Annotated in this window: 17 protein-coding genes; 8 read left to right on the top strand and 9 right to left on the bottom strand. The window is 66.6% G+C overall.

The annotated features are described in order from the left end of the window. Positions 1-18: 18 nt before the first annotated feature. Together G3O00_RS02985 and G3O00_RS02980 are read right to left on the bottom strand one after the other, a co-directional pair. Positions 19-450: a MarR family winged helix-turn-helix transcriptional regulator gene (locus G3O00_RS02985; protein ID WP_011355936.1), complete on the bottom strand. Its 432-nt coding sequence runs from the start codon at positions 448-450 to the stop codon at positions 19-21. An 81-nt stretch (positions 451-531) separates the two neighbouring features. Further along, on the bottom strand, positions 532-1,452 hold the full coding sequence (locus tag G3O00_RS02980; RefSeq protein WP_174931837.1) for a LysR family transcriptional regulator: 921 nt from the start codon (positions 1,450-1,452) through the stop codon (positions 532-534). A 90-nt stretch (positions 1,453-1,542) separates the two neighbouring features. Here G3O00_RS02980 and G3O00_RS02975 point away from each other — a divergent pair, with 90 nt between their 5' ends. The 3 genes from G3O00_RS02975 to G3O00_RS02965 all read left to right on the top strand — a co-directional run bounded on the left by G3O00_RS02975 (position 1,543) and on the right by G3O00_RS02965 (position 3,863). Beyond that, positions 1,543-1,971: a MarR family winged helix-turn-helix transcriptional regulator gene (locus G3O00_RS02975; protein WP_206141996.1), complete on the top strand. Its 429-nt coding sequence runs from the start codon at positions 1,543-1,545 to the stop codon at positions 1,969-1,971. Between the two features lie 187 nt (positions 1,972-2,158). After that, complete coding sequence (locus G3O00_RS02970; RefSeq protein ID WP_206141995.1) at positions 2,159-3,406, top strand: aconitase X; 1,248 nt, start codon at positions 2,159-2,161, stop codon at positions 3,404-3,406. Further along, positions 3,399-3,863 carry a DUF126 domain-containing protein gene (locus tag G3O00_RS02965; protein ID WP_206141994.1) on the top strand — a complete coding sequence of 155 codons (465 nt, stop codon included), beginning with the start codon at positions 3,399-3,401 and terminating at the stop codon, positions 3,861-3,863. Before G3O00_RS02970 ends, G3O00_RS02965 begins: the two co-directional genes overlap by 8 nt. Before the next feature lie 50 nt (positions 3,864-3,913). Here the strand turns inward: G3O00_RS02965 and G3O00_RS02960 are convergent, their stop codons facing one another. Next, positions 3,914-4,333, bottom strand: coding sequence for an ester cyclase (locus G3O00_RS02960; protein ID WP_206141993.1), 420 nt, complete (start codon positions 4,331-4,333; stop codon positions 3,914-3,916). A gap of 155 nt (positions 4,334-4,488) precedes the next feature. On the opposite strand from G3O00_RS02960, the gene G3O00_RS02955 reads away from it, so the two are divergent. Continuing rightward, the gene (locus G3O00_RS02955; RefSeq protein ID WP_206141992.1) at positions 4,489-5,379 is read left to right on the top strand and encodes a LysR substrate-binding domain-containing protein; all 891 of its coding nucleotides are present in this window, start codon (positions 4,489-4,491) and stop codon (positions 5,377-5,379) included. On the opposite strand, the gene G3O00_RS02950 is transcribed toward G3O00_RS02955, so the two are convergent. Beyond that, on the bottom strand, positions 5,376-6,476 hold the full coding sequence (locus G3O00_RS02950; protein WP_206141991.1) for an AraC family transcriptional regulator: 1,101 nt from the start codon (positions 6,474-6,476) through the stop codon (positions 5,376-5,378). The two genes, G3O00_RS02955 and G3O00_RS02950, sit on opposite strands and share 4 nt — an antisense overlap. An 85-nt stretch (positions 6,477-6,561) precedes the next feature. Between G3O00_RS02950 and G3O00_RS02945 the strand changes: the two genes are divergently transcribed. Next, positions 6,562-8,595, top strand: a complete 2,034-nt coding sequence (locus G3O00_RS02945; protein WP_206141990.1) for an NADPH-dependent 2,4-dienoyl-CoA reductase — start codon at positions 6,562-6,564, stop codon at positions 8,593-8,595. A 198-nt stretch (positions 8,596-8,793) separates the two neighbouring features. Here G3O00_RS02945 and G3O00_RS02940 read toward each other — a convergent pair whose 3' ends face one another. Both G3O00_RS02940 and G3O00_RS02935 read right to left on the bottom strand, forming a co-directional pair. Beyond that, the gene (locus G3O00_RS02940; protein ID WP_011355927.1) at positions 8,794-9,198 is read right to left on the bottom strand and encodes a DUF2471 family protein; all 405 of its coding nucleotides are present in this window, start codon (positions 9,196-9,198) and stop codon (positions 8,794-8,796) included. A gap of 164 nt (positions 9,199-9,362) precedes the next feature. Next, positions 9,363-10,256, bottom strand: a complete 894-nt coding sequence (locus tag G3O00_RS02935) for a LysR family transcriptional regulator (protein ID WP_206141989.1) — start codon at positions 10,254-10,256, stop codon at positions 9,363-9,365. Positions 10,257-10,342: 86 nt separating this feature from the next. On the opposite strand from G3O00_RS02935, the gene G3O00_RS02930 reads away from it, so the two are divergent. Next, positions 10,343-11,131 (top strand): NAD(P)H-dependent oxidoreductase, encoded by a 789-nt coding sequence (locus G3O00_RS02930; RefSeq protein ID WP_206141988.1) that lies wholly within the window; start codon positions 10,343-10,345, stop codon positions 11,129-11,131. Between the two features lie 149 nt (positions 11,132-11,280). Continuing rightward, positions 11,281-12,471 carry a hypothetical protein gene (locus tag G3O00_RS02925; RefSeq protein ID WP_206141987.1) on the top strand — a complete coding sequence of 397 codons (1,191 nt, stop codon included), beginning with the start codon at positions 11,281-11,283 and terminating at the stop codon, positions 12,469-12,471. Between the two features lie 105 nt (positions 12,472-12,576). Here the strand turns inward: G3O00_RS02925 and catC are convergent, their stop codons facing one another. The 3 genes from catC to G3O00_RS02910 are packed head-to-tail and all read right to left on the bottom strand — an operon-like array spanning position 12,577 to position 14,978. Next, positions 12,577-12,867, bottom strand: a complete 291-nt coding sequence (catC, locus tag G3O00_RS02920) for a muconolactone Delta-isomerase (RefSeq protein ID WP_206141986.1) — start codon at positions 12,865-12,867, stop codon at positions 12,577-12,579. Positions 12,868-12,910: 43 nt separating this feature from the next. Further along, positions 12,911-13,813 carry a catechol 1,2-dioxygenase gene (gene catA / locus G3O00_RS02915; protein WP_206141985.1) on the bottom strand — a complete coding sequence of 301 codons (903 nt, stop codon included), beginning with the start codon at positions 13,811-13,813 and terminating at the stop codon, positions 12,911-12,913. Positions 13,814-13,844: 31 nt separating this feature from the next. After that, positions 13,845-14,978 carry a muconate/chloromuconate family cycloisomerase gene (locus G3O00_RS02910; RefSeq protein ID WP_206141984.1) on the bottom strand — a complete coding sequence of 378 codons (1,134 nt, stop codon included), beginning with the start codon at positions 14,976-14,978 and terminating at the stop codon, positions 13,845-13,847. Positions 14,979-15,069: 91 nt separating this feature from the next. Here G3O00_RS02910 and G3O00_RS02905 point away from each other — a divergent pair, with 91 nt between their 5' ends. Further along, entirely contained in the window at positions 15,070-15,960 is an 891-nt protein-coding gene (locus tag G3O00_RS02905) for a LysR family transcriptional regulator (protein WP_206141983.1), read from the top strand. The last annotated feature ends 121 nt before the right edge of the window (positions 15,961-16,081 follow it).

Raw genomic sequence — 16,081 nt, 5'->3', positions numbered from 1 at the left:
CGTCGATCGGGGAAGGGGCTAGCGTTCCGGCAGGTTGTGCGTGATCCGGAACAATTCGTCTCTCAGGCGGGCCGCCTGCGTCGACCCGAACCGCTGCTCGAACGCTTCCTGCGCGGCGAGCCAGTGCACCTGCGCGTCGGCGATTTTCGTTTCGCCGTGAGCGGTCAGCGCGAACGTCTGGCGGCGGCATCGCGGCTCGATCCGGCCGGCCACCAGCGCCGCGCCGACGAGCGGCTTGAGCGCGCGCAGCAGCGCGGTGCGTTCGATCACCAGCACGGCCGACAGCGTCGCCATCGTCAGGCCCGGCCGGTCGCGCAGCAGCGCGAGAATGCTGTACTGCGACGACGTCACGCCCGCCCGCGACAGATAACGCTCGTAGAACTGCGAGATCCGGCGGGCGGCTTGCCGGACCGCGAAGCAATCGTCATCGGTGAGCGTGGTCTTGTGCATGTACACATGTTAGGGGGCAATAGGGCGCGAAGCGAGCGGCGGGGCGTGATCAGATTGTTGTCATGGCTGTACCAATCGGCGTCAGGCTGCCGCCGGAACGATCCAGCCTTCGCGGTCGCAGTAGGCGGCCGTGTAGTCGATGAACGCCTTGACCTTCGCGGGCAGCAGCGCGCGGTTCGCGTACGCGAGCTTGATCTCGACGAACTTGTCGACGAGATCGGCATCCGCGAGCAACTGCACGAGCGCACCCGACGCGAGTTCGGCCTGGACGAGCGTTTTCGGCACGACGCCGATGCCGAAGTCGTGCATCACCATTTCGCGGTTGAAGACGGGGCTGTTCGACGAGATGTCGAAGCGGAACGGCACGGTCAGCAGGTCGCCGTCGACGCGGAACGACAGCGCGGGCCGGCGCAGCGACGGTGACATCGGCACGAACGGGTGGTCGGCGAGATCGGCCGGTGTGACCGGGCGCGAATGGGCGCGCAGGTACGTGGGCGTCGCGACGATCACGAGCGGAATCCGTTCGACCAGCCGCACGACGGTCGATTCGTTCGTCAGCATGTACGGCACGACGATGCCGATGTCGTAGCCTTCGCCGACGAGATCGATGGGCCGCTCGGTCAGCGTCACGTCGAGGCGCACCTTCGGGTGTGCGGCCTTGAAGCCGGCGATCAGCGGCACCAGCCGGTTCAGCGCGGCCGTCGTGTGCGCGACGAGCCGCAGCAGGCCTTCGGGCTCGCGCGTCGGCGCCTGCGCTTCCGCTTCGAGCGAGTCGAGTTCGTCGAGCACGGCCGCGCAGCGCTCGTAGATGCGCTCGGCCGTTTCGGTCAGCGACACCTGGCGCGTGGTCCGGTGCAGCAGCCGGCTGCCGAAACGCGCCTCCAGATCCGCAACCGCGCGCGACACGACAGGCCGTGCGAGGCCGTGCATGTCCGCGGCGCGCGTGAAGCTGCGCATCTCCACCACCGACCGGAAAATCCGCAGCTTGTCGATGTAGTCCATGTCCGTCTCCTTGACGCGAGGCCGGCCACCGGCCTTGTTACGGCGGAGTGTACATTGACTTTATGCATATGCACATATAAATTGCGAAGCATGAACGACACCTCGATTGCCCAGGCGTGCAACTGTCTCGCGCTGCGTCAGGCGGCGCGCTTCGTCACGCAACTGTACGAGCGCCATCTGGCCCCGGTTGGCGTCACGCCCGCCCAGTTCTCGATCATGGCGAACCTGACGCGCCAGCCTGGCCTGCTGATGAGCGAACTCGCCGATGCGCTCGTGATGGATCGCACGACGTTGCTGCGCGCGCTGAAGCCGCTGCAGCGCGACGGCTTCGTCGCAACGGCCGCGTCCGAGCACGATGCGCGTGCGCACGCGCTGAGCCTCACGAAGCTGGGCGAGCGCACGTTCGCGCAGGCGAAGGTCGCGTGGCAGGCCGCGCAGGACGAATTCGAGACGCAGTTCGGCCACGACCGCGCGAAGGCGCTGCGCGACGAACTGTTCAGTGTGACCGCGGAACGCTAGACGGCGGGCTGGCGGCAAACTGGAGCTAAATTCGAGCCATTGGCCACTTCATTGGCGTTCCAGAGTGGGAATTGGTTTTTAAACTGTCCGGATCGATCGCGATCTGGACAGTTTTTATTTCCAGTTGTAGAGTCCTCTGACAGATTTCACGGGCCGGCGCCGCCGGTGCGCGTCAGAGGAGCAACCGATGCTGCGGTTGAGTGACCGCGACAGCGCGATGCTGCGCGGAGATTTCGGCGATGGCGTCGCACGCGCGATGCGGATCGTCGCGCGCACGGCGCAAGTGATGTCCGCGCCGCACCTGATCGACATCACGTCCGCGCATATCGACGGCTGCCTGTATCACGGCCAGACCAGCCTCGATTTCGTCGAGTATTTCGTCGACACCGGCGCGAAGGTCGCGGTGCCGACCACGCTGAACGTCGGGTCGCTCGACCTGATCCATCCCGAGCTGTACCACGGCGACCGCACGATCCAGCGCGACGCGCAGCGCCTGATGGACGCGCATCTGCAGCTCGGTTGCGAATCGAGCTTCACGTGCGCGCCGTATCAACTGAAGAACCGTCCCGCGAAGGGCGAGCAGATCGCGTGGGCCGAATCGAACGCGATCGTGTTCGCGAACTCGGTGCTCGGCGCGCGGACGAGCCGGTACGGCGATTTTCTCGACCTGGCCGCCGCGATCACCGGGCGTGCGCCGTATGCGGGGCTGCATGTCGAAGCGAACCGCGCCGCGCGGATCGTGTTCAACGCGCCGGACTTCAGCCGCCTGCCGTCGCGCGACATCTATTTCGCCGCGCTCGGGCTGCTGATCGGCCGGATCGCGGGCGCGGTCGTGCCGGCGATCGTCGGGCTGCCGGCCGACACCACCGAAGACGAACTCAAGGCGCTCGGTGCGGCTGCCGCGTCGAGCGGCGCTGTCGCGCTGTTCCATGCGGTCGGCGTGACGCCGGAAGCGCCCACGCTCGACGCCGCGTTGCACGGGCAAGCGGCGCAACGCACGGTCGATGTCGCGATGGCCGACCTCGACGAGATTCGCCGCACGCTGAACCACGGCGCGGCCGGCGATGCGCTCGTCGCAGTGGCGCTCGGCACGCCGCATTTCTCGCTGGCCGAATTCCGCACGCTCGATGCGTTGCTCGATGCATTCGACGGCAAGCCGGCCTGCGATTTCTACGTGAACACGAGCCGGTTCATCCTGTGGGAACTGGACGAAGCCGGCCTCGCGGAGAAATTCGCTGCACGCGGCATCCAGATCGTCGTCGATACCTGCACGTACATCACGCCGGTGATGAAGCAACTGTCGGGGCTCGTGATGACCAATTCGGGGAAATGGGCGTCGTATGCGCCCGCGAACATCGGCGTGACGGTCGCGTACGGCAGCATGCGCGAATGCGTGCGTTCGGCGTACGAAGGAAAGGTGCGATTCGATGATTGAGGCCGCGCGCAAGGTATTGACGGGCGATACGCTCGTGCCGGGCAGCGCATGCGCGCGCCCGTTCGTGCTCGACAAGCCGCTCAGCTTCTGGGGCGGCTACGACTCCGGTGCGGGAAAGATCGTCGATCGCGGGCACCCTCAGGCCGGTGCGAGCCTCGCCGGCAAGGTGATGGTGATGCCGCACGCGAAGGGCTCGAGTTCGAGCAGCAGCGTGCTCGCGGAAGCCGTACGCAACGGCACGGGGCCGGTCGCGATCGTGCTGAAGGAGCGCGACCTGATCATCTCGATCGGCGCGATCGTGGCGGCCGAGCTGTATGCGATCGCGGTGCCGGTGGTGTGCGTGACCGATGATGTGTATGACGCGATCGTCGCCGCGACGGGGGAGGTGCGGATCGAGGCGGGCGAGGGGGATGGCGGCGCGCGGATTGATCTGGGCGACGCGGCGCGTTCGGCCTGACCGATTCGCGCGCGGCGCGGCGAGCGTTCCCGTTCGCCGCCGCCCGGGCGTTACAGCTGCGACCCCTTCAGGTTGCGGTGCACTTCGAGCGCATTGCGTTCGACCCAGTTGTGCTGCAGCAGCCCGTCGTCGCGCACATGCCAGACGGCCGTGCCCGTCATGTCGATGGGCGACCCGCACGGGGCCGATCCCATGAACCCGTTGTTCTTCCCCGTCACGCGCCAGCGGCTCGCGACGCGGTCACCTGCTTCGTTCTGGAACGTTTCGACGACTTCGAACCGGAAGTCGTCGATGCTCGCGAGGAACGCCGCGACCCACGTCTTGAATGCCGCGCGCGAGCGGATGACCGTACCACCCGACGTGATCGCGAAATCCTCGGCGACGAGTGCGTCCACCGCGTCGGGGTTGCGCCCCTGCCAGACTTCCCGCCAGAAGTGCTCGACGATCTCGACCGAATTGCGTTTGCTCATCTTCCTGCTCCGTTGAAACAACGACGTTGATCCGTTTCCTGCCGCGACTCGCCATCGAGTCCGGCTGATACGAAGCCATTGTGTGAAGTTGCGAACAAGAAGACAAACGAATAATCTTTCTTGCATCTAGAAGATTATCGAATGGATGGGGCACGATGCTGGATCTGGATTTGCTGCACGCGTTTGTTGCCGTGGCCGAGACGGGCAGCTTCACGGCGGCGGCCGACGTCGTCGGCCGTTCGCAATCGGCCGTCAGCCAGAAAGTGTTGCGGCTCGAGGATACGCTGGGCGTGCGCGTGTTCGAGCGCACGAGCCGCTCGCTGAGGCTGACGCAGGAAGGTGAGCGCGTGCTCGCCGGCGGGCGGCGGTTGCTGGCGCAGTACGACGCGTTCATGAACGAATTGCGGGAGCCGCCGCAGGTCGAGCGGCTGCGGCTCGGCGTGTCCGAAAATCTCGTGCACGCGCAACTGCCGCGCATCCTGGCGCGCTTCGGCGAGCGCTTCCCGGCCGTTCAGCTGGAACTCGTCACGGGATCGAGCCCGGAACTCGCCGACGCGCATCGGGTCGGCCTGCTCGACGTGGTTTTCGCCCGGCAGACGCACGACGGCGCGCCAGTGCGCGGTCGCGTAATTTGGCGCGAGCCGCTGGTGTGGCTGGCCGCGAAAAACTACCGGAACGACCCGGGCCGCCCCGCGCGCCTCGTCATGATGCCGCCGCCTTGCGCCTATCGCGAAGTGATGACGGAAAGCCTGGATGCGGCACGCCGCGAATGGTCGGTGGGTTGCACGGCCAGCAATCTCGTCGGCGTGCAGGCCGCCGTCGCGGGCGGGTTGGGGGTCACCGCGCTGGGCAAGTCGTTCCTGCAGGCCGGCATGAAAATCCTGCCGACGTCCGCGCAATGGCCGGCGCTGCCCGCGTCCGAAGTCGCCGTGATCGGTGAGGACCCGGCCACGCAGCCCGTCGTCGAGCCGCTCGTCGGGATGTTCGTCGAGGTCCTGACGGCGCGTTCGTCGACGAGCCTGGATTCCGCGATCGAACCGGATTAGCGTGCGCTTTCCGGCTTCTGTACCGTCAGCCCCGCGGCCGCCTCCCGATACGCACTCGGCGTCTGCCCCGCCCAGCGCCGGAACGCGCGCGTGAAATTCGCCGGGTCGGTAAATTGCAGCCGTTCGGCGATGGTTTTCAGGTCGAGATCCGATGCGCCAAGCAACTGCTTCGCGTCGCGAAACCGCGCTTCATCGAGCAATTGCCGGTAGCTCGAACCGGCGTCTTCCAGCCGGCGCCGCAGCGTGCGCGTCGACACGAGCAGTGCGTCGGCGAGCGTCTCCGGCCCCGGGTAATCGCCGGCTCCGCGTGCCAGCTCCGCCCGCACGCGTTCGACCAAGTCACCTTCCTCCTGGCGCACCTGCGCATACTCGCGCTCCACCTGCACGAGCGCTTGCCGGTGCGCGACTTCGTCGGCGAGCGGCAGCGGCCAGTCGAGCACGTCGTGCGCGATCCACAGCGCGTTGGCGGCACAGCCGAATTCGACCGGCGGCAACTGGTCTCGATGGCGCGCGAAATAGGGCGGCTCGGGCCACGCGAATTGCAGCTTGATCGACGGCGACGTGCGCCCGGCCCATTGCGAGATGTTCTGCGCGAGCCCCGTCAGCACGAACTCGAACATCACGTGATGCTGCAGCACGGGGCTCGCTTGCACGCCGTGCAGTTCGAGCGTCGCGCCGCGTTCGTCTTCGTCATAGGTCAGGCGATATTGGCGGTTGCGCATCCGGAAGTAGCGCTGCGTGACGGAGAGCGCCTCCCGGATGTCCCGCGCGGTCAGCGTCGCGTAACCGAGAAAGCCGTGCACGGTCGGCTTCAGCAGCAGCCCGAACGCGAGCCCGATGCCCGGATCACCGCTGATCTCGATCGCATTGAGCACGAGCCGCCCCCATTGCGACGGCGCGACGCGCGCGTCCGGTTCGGCCAGCACCGCATCGCGCAGGCCCGTGCCGGCGCGCACGGCGGCCAGATCGACACCGCGCGCGGCCAGCGCCTGCAGCAGCAGGCGCGTATAAGCAACCGGAATCGTCGGCCGGCGCAGCCCGAGGCGATCCTTGGCGAGGGGGGAGGTCATGTCGTTTTGGCCGGAAATGACAAGCATTATGGCTGTTTGCCCCCTCACGTTCAAGGCGGCGCGCGCCTACGATGTCACGCATCGCTTACCGGCACGAATTGGCACGCTCATCATGACCACGACCTTTCCCCACCTGCTTGCACCGCTCGATCTCGGCTTCACGACGTTGAAGAACCGCGTGTTGATGGGCTCGATGCACACGGGCCTCGAGGACAGCCGCAAGACGCTGCCGCGGCTCGCCGAATATTTCGCCGAACGCGCCCGCGGCGGCGTGGGCCTGATCGTGACGGGCGGTTTTGCGCCGAACGTGGCCGGCTGGACCAAGCCGTTCGGCGGCACGCTGATGACGTCGGCTGCCGCGCGGCGACATCGCGAGATCACGGACGCCGTGCACACGGAGGACGGCAAGATCGCACTGCAGATCCTGCATACGGGCCGCTACGGCTATCACCCGTTCGCGGTCGCACCGTCGAAGATCAAGTCGCCGATCTCGCCGTTCGCGCCGCACGAACTGAGCGCGCGCGGTGTCGAGCGGCAGATTCGCGCGTTCGTCCGCTGCGCAAAGCTCGCGCGCGAAGCGGGGTACGACGGCGTCGAGATCATGGGCTCCGAAGGCTACCTGATCAACCAGTTCATCTCGATGCATACGAACAAGCGCACCGACCAGTGGGGCGGTTCGTACGAGAACCGCATCCGGCTGCCGATCGAGATCATCGAGCGCACGCGCGAAGCGGTCGGCCGCGATTTCATCCTGATCTACCGGCTGTCGATGCTCGACCTGATTCCGGACGGCAGCGACTGGAGCGAAACCGTGCAGCTCGCGAAGGCCGTCGAGCGCGCGGGCGCGACCATCATCAACACGGGGATCGGCTGGCATGAGGCGCGTGTGCCGACGATCGCAACGTCGGTGCCGCGCGGCGCGTTCGCGTGGGTGACGAAGAAGATGAAGGGCGAGGTCGGCATTCCGCTCGTGACGACCAACCGGATCAACCGTCCCGAAGTGGCCGAGCAGATCCTCGCGGACGGCTGCGCGGACATGGTGTCGATGGCCCGCCCGCTGCTTGCCGATGCCGAGTTCGTGGTCAAGGCCGCGCAGGGCCGCGCCGACGAGATCAACACCTGCATCGGCTGCAACCAGGCGTGTCTCGATCACGCGTTCAAGAACAAGATCGCGTCGTGCCTGCTGAATCCGCGCGCGTGCCACGAGACGGAGCTGAAATACACGCCCGCCGCGCAGCCGAAGCGCATCGCGGTGGTCGGCGCGGGACCGGCCGGGCTCGCCTGCTCGACCGTGCTCGCGCAGCGCGGCCATCAGGTCGACCTGTTCGACGGCGCGGCCGAGATCGGCGGCCAGTTCAACATGGCGAAGCGCGTTCCCGGCAAGGAAGAGTTTCACGAAGCGCTGAGCTACTTCGGCCGCCAGGTCGAGCTGACCGGCGTGAACCTGCACCTGAACCGCCGCGTCGACGCGAGCGACCTGATCGCGGGCGGCTACGACGAGATCGTGCTCGCGACCGGCGTGGCGCCGCGCGATCCGAAGATCCCGGGGCAAGACGGGCCGAACGTGCTCAGCTACATCGACGTGCTCGCGGGCAAGCAGCCGGTCGGCCGGCGTGTCGCGGTGGTCGGTGCGGGCGGGATCGGCTTCGATGTCGCCGAGTACCTGGTGCAGGAGGGTGAATCGCCGGCGCTCGATCTGGACGAGTGGAAGGCCGAGTGGGGCGTGACCGACCCGGCCGCGACGCGTGGCGGCGTGACGCGTGCGCAGGTGACGGCGCCCGCGCGCGAAGTGACGCTGCTGCAGCGCAAGGCCGCGCCGCTCGGCAAGGGGCTCGGCAAGACGACCGGCTGGATTCACCGTGCGACGCTGAAGATGAAGCAGGTGAAAATGATCGGCGGCGTGAACTATGAACTGATCGATGCGCGCGGCCTGCACGTGTCGTACGGTGAGCAGCGTACCGATCACGAGCTGATCGAAGCCGACACGATCGTGCTCTGCACGGGGCAGGAGCCGCAGCGCGCGTTGCTCGCGCCGCTGCAGGCGGCCGGGCGTTCGGTGCACCTGATCGGCGGCGCGGAACTGGCGGCCGAACTCGACGCAAAGCGCGCAATCGATCAGGGTTCACGGCTCGCGGCTCGGCTGTAACGGGCAGTCGCTGCAACGGGGGGTACTCGGACGTACTGCGCGAGGCGGTGATCCGTCTGCACGGCGGTTCGTGGCTCTCCGTCCGCTGCACCGATTCGCTGGCGCAGGACCGGGAAGAGCCGCAACGCCGGCCGCGTCGCCACGCAACGTGGCGGCGCTACCCCGACAGACCGCGACCGCGAACGGTCATCATCCGGCTCAGGCCGCTTCGGCCCGTTCTTCCTCTTCCGCGTCCAGCATCGCCTTGACGATCAGGTAGATGGCCGGCAGGTCGTCATCGTCGCGGCGCCAGTCGACCGGCTCCTCGACGTCTGCCGCGACCAGGCGGCTGTCGCGCAGCCGGATGAACGCGTCGACGACGGCCGGCTCGTTGCGGTTCAGGAAGCCGGCATTCGAGAATGCCAGCTCTTCGACGTTCAGCAGCGCCTGCCAGCTCATCGTGCGGACGGCCGCAGGATGGGTGCGCCGCCGCAGGCCGAGCGCCCGCTGCGCGGGGCCGCCCGCGACACGTTGCAGATCGACGACCGCTCGCTGCGCGGCGCGCTCGAAGTGGACGGGGTTGAAGCCGGGTTGCTCGGGATCGAATGCGGATGCCTGGAACATGGTCGCCTCACAAAAGTCCGTTCGTCTGTGGATGACGGAATTCGGGTCAAATGGTGCAAAAGCACTGTAAATATATACAGTGTTCGGCGTGGTTTCAAGCCCCGGATGAAGGATTTCGTGCGATGGCGATCGACGCGGGCGGCCGCGCCAGGCGGTCGACCGATCTACACCGCTGCCGCGATCGTCTCCCGCAACCACCGATGTGCCGGATCGCGATGCACGCGTTCATGCCACAGCATCGACATTTCATAGCCGGGCACCTCGACCGGCGCTTCCACGACACGCAGCGCGGGCACGTCGCGCACCAGCCGCTCGGGCAGCATCGCGACGAGATCGGTACTGGCCACGGCCGACATCACGAACAGGAAGTGCGGCACCGACAGCACGACGCGCCGCGTGGCACCCACCTTCGCGAGCGCTTCGTCCGTCACGCCGAAGAAGCCGCCGCCGTCGGGCGACACGATCACGTGCTCGAGCGTGCCGAACTGCGCGAGCGTCGGACGCCGCTTCAGCTTCGGATGCCCGGCGCGGCCGATGAGCACGTAACGCTCGGCGAACAGCGGCAAGCGCCGCATGCCGGGCGGCGACCCTTCGGACGTATGGAAGGCGAGATCGATGCCATTTCGTTCGGCATCCTGCTCGATGCGCGGCGGTACCAGTTCGACCACGGCGAGCCGTGTGGCGGGCGCGGCCGAACGCAGCGTGCTCAGCGCGGGCAGGACGATCGTCGATTCGCCGTAGTCGGTCGCGGCCACGCGCCATGTGTTCGTCGCGGTCGCGGGATCGAACGGGGTGGCCGGAATGACCGCACGCTCGACGGCTTCGAGCGCTTCGCGCAACGGCTCGCGCAGCGCCTCCGCGCGCGCGGTCGGCCGCATTCCACGCGGCCCCGGCAGCAGCAGCGGATCGCCGAACAGGTCGCGCAGCTTCTGCAACTGCACGCTCACCGACGGCTGCGACATGTTCAGTTTCTCGGCCGCGCGCGTGACGTTGTGCTCGGCGAGCAGCACGTCCAGCGTGACGAGCAGATTGAGATCGAGTCGTCTGAGATTATTCATGGCTATACCTGGGATATCAGGAATTCATTTCAAATATACCGTTGGTCACGGCATCCTGCAGTCATTCAATCAACGGAGTACCGAACATGAATGTGCTGATCGTCTATGCCCATCCCGAACCGCGCTCGCTGAACGGCGCGTTGCGCGACTTTGCCGTCGAGCATCTCGAAGCGGCCGGCCACACGGTGCAGGTGACCGACCTGTATGCGATGAACTGGAAGGCGGCGTTCGATGCGGATGACCTGACCCGGCGCGAGCCGGGTGCGCGTTTCGATCCGTCGAACGACTCGAAGCATGCGTTTGCAACCGGCACGCAGCGCGAAGACATTGTGCGCGAGCAGGACAAGCTGCGGTGGGCCGATGCGGTGATCCTGCAGTTCCCGCTGTGGTGGTTCTCGATGCCGGCGATCATGAAGGGCTGGTTCGAGCGCGTGTATGCCTGCGGTTTTGCGTACGGTGTCGGCGAGCATTCCGATACGCACTGGGGCGATCGCTACGGTGAAGGCTCGTTTGCCGGCAAGCGCGCGATGGTGATCGTCACGGCGGGCGGGTGGGAATCGCATTACAGCCCGCGCGGGATCAACGGGCCGATCGACGACGTGCTGTTCCCGATCCAGCACGGGATGCTGTATTACCCGGGCTTCGACGTGCTGCCGCCGTTCGTGATCTACCGCACCGGGAAGATGAACGACGCGCGCTTCGACGAAACGCGTGCGGCGCTCGGCAAGCGGCTGGATGCGCTTTGGACCACGCAGCCGATCCCGTTCCGGCGGCAAAACGCGGGCGATTACGCGATTCCGGCGTTGACGCTGAAGGACGAGATCGCACCGGGGAAGGTGGGGTGCGCGGCGCATCTGGCGCACGAACATGGATGATGCATGGCCGGCCCGCGCGAGAAAGCGACGCGCGGGCGTATCGACACCTGCGCCGGAATCAAGTAGTTTCCGGAGATCGACGCGATTCGTCTGCACAATAGGCCGGCATGGCCCGCGCAGCGAATCGGTCTCGACGGAGAACAACAACGATGACTTTCGAACAACCGGGCCAGGCAGAACCGATCGATGACAACCGCGCCGTCCTGCTGATCGAACTCGAAGCAGGCGGCTATCTGACGGAGGAGCAGGCGGCGCGCGTCACCCAGCGGCTGAGGGATGCACCGGCCGAGTTTCCCGATACCGATTCCGTGCGCAAACTGCTCGACTGGCTGATCGCCGAGGGCTACACGACGGCGGAAGCCGAGGCGAAAGCCACGCATGAACTGCTGGACGGCCACTACGCGAGCGGCAACGCGAAAATCGTCCTGCTGACGGTGCTGGAGGAGATCGATCCGCCCCGGTTCGAACAGCGTCGGAACGAAACGGTCGCATCGATGCAGCGCGAGCAAAAGAAGAAGCAGATGATGATCGGCTTCGGCGGCCTGGCTGCCGCGCTGGCGGTCGGCGCCTACCTGTTGTGGCCCGCATCGGCGCCCGCGTGCAGCGCGTCGAGCACGACCAAGGCACTGAATTCGCTGATGTTCGACGCGCGCATGGACATGATGCGCAAGAACCCGATGCAGATGCTCGACCAGGGCAGCAAGTCGTTTCCGCACGTCAGCAACCCCCGTGAAGTCGGCTACGACGAGGCCAATCGCGCGCGCGGCTGCCTGGCGGACGTGAGTATCGCCGACGAGCACGCGACGCTCGGCTATGTGGTCCGGCACGACGACAAGGACAAGAGCGCCTTTGTCGTGCAGATGTTTCCGCCCGAATACGTGACGGTTCGATACAGTGCGCAGGGCCTCAATCCGAAGCTCGGCGCACCGCTCGGCCGTGACGTCATCAGCACGGCTTTCATGGCGGGCGTCGCGCAACTCGACAAGGAGGTGTCGGCGCGCATGCCGAGCTATGGCAAGCCGATGTTTGGCGATGACAAGCCGACAACGCTGACGAGCAACGTGCTGGGCGTCATGCCGGCTGCCGACTGCAAGCAGATCGACGGCGACCATGTGTCGTGTCCATTGCTGATCGACTATCGCGACCGGCTGCTCGGTGCGATCGGCGCGCCGTCGATGTTGCAGTTGAAGGGCGATTTCACGTTCGTCAAGGATGGCAGCGGCTGGAAGACCGCCGACGATTTCGACAAGACGCTGATGGAGGCGATCGTCGCGCGACGCGTCGCGAAGGTGTATGGCGACGAAGTCGCCGACAAGATGGAGGCGGAGAAGCAGAAGTAGGGCGCGCGGCAACCTGATCCGCCGCTGCGGATGACGCAATGAAACGGGCGGCCTGCGAGGCAATCGCAGGCCGCCCGTTTTTCCTGTCAGTGCTCGACCGCGTGCTTAGCGATCGTCTTCCCGCACCGAAGACGGATGCCGGCACAGCGCCCGCACTTCCATCTCCATATACGGGAACAGCGGCAGCTGGCTCAGCAGGTCATGCAGCTGCTGCACGCTTTCGACGTCGAAGATGCTGATGTTCGCATACTGCCCGGCGATCCGCCACAGGTGCCGCCAGGTTCCTTCGTTCATCAGTCGCTGGCACATCGCCTTTTCTTCGGCCTTCAGCGTGGCCGCCTTGACCGGATCCATGTCGGTCGGCAGACGGACGGTCATTTCCACATGAAACAGCATCCTGCACTCCTTGCTTTATCGGTTCGTCGAATCGGAAGGCCACTCACGCCTGCGCGCGGGCTCGCTCGACTTCGCTGCCCGGCACGTCCTGCTTTTCCTTGAGCAGCGAGAAGTCGAAGTCGATCAGCGCGAACTGCCCGTCGACGCCATACGGTTTGCCTTCCGCGCCCTCCGCCTGCTTCACTGCCGGAATCAGCCCTTCGCGCGTTGCAAAGGCGAAGTCGTCCCACAGATGCGGATCGCCATCGATGTTGATCTGCGTCGTCAGCTTACGATAACCGTCCGCCGAAACGAAGAAGTGAATGTGCGCCGGACGATGGCCGTGGCGGCCGAGCTGGTCGAGCAGCTGCTCGGTCTTGCCGCCCGGCGGCACGCTGTAGCCGACCGGCAGCACGCTGCGGAAGCTGTAGCGGCCGTCGGCATCGGTGCGGATCGAGCGGCGCAGGTTGAACGCGGGCTGCGACTGATCGAAGTACGAGTAGTTGCCGAGATGGTTCGCATGCCACACCTCGACCAGCGCGTTCGCGACCGGCGCGCCGTCGTGGCCGAGCACCTGGCCGCGCATGATGAGCGTCTGGCCCGGATCGGTGCCGTCGTCGAGACGCGCATGGCCGACCGATTCCGGTGCGCCGGCAACATACAGCGGACCTTCGATCGTGCGCGGCGTGCCGCCCTGGATACCGGCCTTCGCTTCGGCTTCGTCCATCCGCACGTCGAGGAAGTGTTCGAGGCCGAGACCGGCGGCGATCAGGCCGAGTTCCTTGCCGGCCTCGTTCAGGTAGTTCAGCGCCGTCCAGAATTCGCTCGGCTGCACGTCGAAGTCCTCGATCGTGTAGCAGATGTCCTTCACGATCCGGTTGACGATCGCGCGCACGCGCGGGTTGCCCGGCTTCTCGGCGGCGTCGTCGAAGGTCTTCAGCAGTGCGTCGATGGCTTGCTTGTTCATCTGTGTCTCCGGTTTCGGTTGTCGTGTGGGGTCAACGGGCGTCGCGTCGCATCCGTTCGATGCGGGCCCAGTCGAAGGTGATGCCGAGGCCGGGCGTCGCCGGCAGGTGCAGCTTGAAATCCTCGTAGCGCAGCGGCTCGACGAGGATTTCCTCGGTGAGCAGCAGGGGGCCGAACAGCTCGGTGCCCCATTTCAGCGAGTCGAACGTGCTGAACAGTTGCGCGGACGCCATCGTGCCGGCCGCGCCCTCGAGCATCGTGCCGCCGTACAGTTCGATGCCGGCCGCCGCCGCGATCGACGCGACGCTCGCCGCACCCTGCAGGCCGCCCGATTGCGCGATCTTCACCGCGAACACGTCGGCTGCGCGATCCTGCGCGAGTGCGAACGCGTCGACGGGGCCATGCAGCGCTTCGTCGGCCATGATCGGCACCTGCGCCAGTTGCGTGAGGCGTCTCAGCCCCGCGCGGTTGGTCGCGGCGATCGGTTGCTCGACGAGGCTCACACCGGCTTCCGCCAGCCGTGCGCCGGCCCAGATCGCGTCGGTCTCGCTCCATGCCTGGTTCACGTCGACGCGCACGTCGCCGCGTTCGCCGAGCGCGCGCTTGATCGCGATCACGTGTGCGACGTCGTCGGCCACGGCGTTCGAGCCGATCTTCAGCTTGAACGCGCGGTGGCGGCGCGCGTCGAGCATCGCTTCGGCTTCCGCGATGTCGCGCTGCGTGTCGCCGCTCGCGAGCGTCCATGCGACATCGACCGCATCGGTTCGGCGGCCGCCGAACAGTTCGGACAGCGGTACGCCGAGGCGGCGCGCCTGCGCGTCGAACAGCGCGGTCTCGATCGCGCACTTTGCGAAGCGGTTGCCCTGGAACAGCTTGCGGGCGCGCGCCAGCGCAGCGCCCGGACGCGTCGCGTCCATGCCCTGCAGCAGCGGCGCGAAGTAGGTGTCGATGTTGACCTTGATGCTTTCGGGGCTCTCCTCGCCGTACGCGAGGCCGCCGATGGTGGTCGCCTCGCCGACGCCTTCGATACCGTCCGTGCATCGAACACGGACCAGCACGAGGGTCTGGCAATTCATCGTGGCGACCGACAATTTGTGGGGCCGGATCGTCGGCACGTCGACGAGTAGCGTCTCGATGCGTTCGATGGTGGCGGCAGTTGCTATCATGCGATTCCTCCTGTTGGTGCACATGGTAGGAATTCCCGCCCCGCGTCGTCCAACACTCTTTCCGACTACTTCCATACCTTTGAGGCATGAAATGGAATTGCGTCAGCTCCGCTACTTCATCGCCGTCGCCGAGGAAATGAACATCACGCGGGCGGCCGAGCGGCTGCACATGACGCAGCCGCCGCTCAGCCGCCAGCTCCAGGCGATCGAGGACGAGATCGGGCTGCCGCTGTTCGAGCGCGGTGCGCGGCCGCTGAAACTGACGGATGCGGGGCGCGTGTTCTATGCGCAGGCGAAGCGCCTCGTCGACCAGGCCGACGAGCTCGGCCCGCTGACGCGGCGGCTCGCGCAGCTGTCGGAGCGGATCGTGATCGGCTTCGTGCCGTCGACGCTGTACGGCGCGCTGCCGGACGTGATCCGCGCGTTTCGCGAGGCGCAGCCGGACGTCGAACTGTCGCTGATCGAAATGTTCACGCTCGAACAGCTCGGCGCGCTGAAGGGCGGGCGGATCGACGTGGGGTTCGGCCGGCTGCGTTTCGACGACGACCAGCTGGTGCGCGAGGCGCTGATCGAGGAAAAGCTGATCGCGGCGCTGCCGGTCGGGCATCCGCTTGCCGATCCGGCCCGGCCGCTGACGCTCGCGGATATCGCGGGCGAGACGCTGATCGTCTATCCGAGTACGCCGCGGCCGAGCTTCGCCGATCAGCAGCTGTCCGCGCTGCGCGACGGCGCGATGGTGCCGGCGGCCGTTCACGAGGTGCGCGAGCTGCAGACGGCGCTCGGGCTGGTGGCCGCGCAGGTCGGCGTGTCGCTGGTGCCGGAGAGTGTGGAGGGCGTGCGCGTGAAGGGCGTGGTCTACCGGCGGTTGCCGGAGCCGGCCGCGACGTCGCCGATCATCATGAGCCGCCGGCTGCACGGCGAAAGCGCCGTCACGGCGGCGTTTTGCGCGATCGCGCGGGAAATGATCGTGCCGGCGGGGTGACGACCGTCGTTGTTTCTATAAATCGCAACTAACGGTCTGTTTCGGCAGTCGCCCGCAAATGCGGGGAGCGCGTCGCGGTTTCATGTCGTTCCGGGCAGGGTCGAGAGCCGGCCGGGCAAGC

The organism is Burkholderia sp. Ac-20384 (genome assembly GCF_017104605.1).
GTDB lineage: Bacteria > Pseudomonadota > Gammaproteobacteria > Burkholderiales > Burkholderiaceae > Burkholderia > Burkholderia lata.
This window is presented reverse-complemented; position numbering and strand designations above follow the sequence as displayed.

What these genes read in the sequence shown, in the direction of transcription:
- G3O00_RS02985 (WP_011355936.1), bottom strand. Translation starts at nt 450, where the DNA reads ATGCACAAGACCACGCTCACCGATGACGATTGCTTCGCGGTCCGGCAA.
- G3O00_RS02980 (WP_174931837.1), bottom strand. Translation starts at nt 1,452, where the DNA reads ATGGACTACATCGACAAGCTGCGGATTTTCCGGTCGGTGGTGGAGATG.
- G3O00_RS02975 (WP_206141996.1), top strand. Translation starts at nt 1,543, where the DNA reads ATGAACGACACCTCGATTGCCCAGGCGTGCAACTGTCTCGCGCTGCGT.
- G3O00_RS02970 (WP_206141995.1), top strand. Translation starts at nt 2,159, where the DNA reads ATGCTGCGGTTGAGTGACCGCGACAGCGCGATGCTGCGCGGAGATTTC.
- G3O00_RS02965 (WP_206141994.1), top strand. Translation starts at nt 3,399, where the DNA reads ATGATTGAGGCCGCGCGCAAGGTATTGACGGGCGATACGCTCGTGCCG.
- G3O00_RS02960 (WP_206141993.1), bottom strand. Translation starts at nt 4,333, where the DNA reads ATGAGCAAACGCAATTCGGTCGAGATCGTCGAGCACTTCTGGCGGGAA.
- G3O00_RS02955 (WP_206141992.1), top strand. Translation starts at nt 4,489, where the DNA reads ATGCTGGATCTGGATTTGCTGCACGCGTTTGTTGCCGTGGCCGAGACG.
- G3O00_RS02950 (WP_206141991.1), bottom strand. Translation starts at nt 6,476, where the DNA reads ATGCTTGTCATTTCCGGCCAAAACGACATGACCTCCCCCCTCGCCAAG.
- G3O00_RS02945 (WP_206141990.1), top strand. Translation starts at nt 6,562, where the DNA reads ATGACCACGACCTTTCCCCACCTGCTTGCACCGCTCGATCTCGGCTTC.
- G3O00_RS02940 (WP_011355927.1), bottom strand. Translation starts at nt 9,198, where the DNA reads ATGTTCCAGGCATCCGCATTCGATCCCGAGCAACCCGGCTTCAACCCC.
- G3O00_RS02935 (WP_206141989.1), bottom strand. Translation starts at nt 10,256, where the DNA reads ATGAATAATCTCAGACGACTCGATCTCAATCTGCTCGTCACGCTGGAC.
- G3O00_RS02930 (WP_206141988.1), top strand. Translation starts at nt 10,343, where the DNA reads ATGAATGTGCTGATCGTCTATGCCCATCCCGAACCGCGCTCGCTGAAC.
- G3O00_RS02925 (WP_206141987.1), top strand. Translation starts at nt 11,281, where the DNA reads ATGACTTTCGAACAACCGGGCCAGGCAGAACCGATCGATGACAACCGC.
- catC (WP_206141986.1), bottom strand. Translation starts at nt 12,867, where the DNA reads ATGCTGTTTCATGTGGAAATGACCGTCCGTCTGCCGACCGACATGGAT.
- catA (WP_206141985.1), bottom strand. Translation starts at nt 13,813, where the DNA reads ATGAACAAGCAAGCCATCGACGCACTGCTGAAGACCTTCGACGACGCC.
- G3O00_RS02910 (WP_206141984.1), bottom strand. Translation starts at nt 14,978, where the DNA reads ATGATAGCAACTGCCGCCACCATCGAACGCATCGAGACGCTACTCGTC.
- G3O00_RS02905 (WP_206141983.1), top strand. Translation starts at nt 15,070, where the DNA reads ATGGAATTGCGTCAGCTCCGCTACTTCATCGCCGTCGCCGAGGAAATG.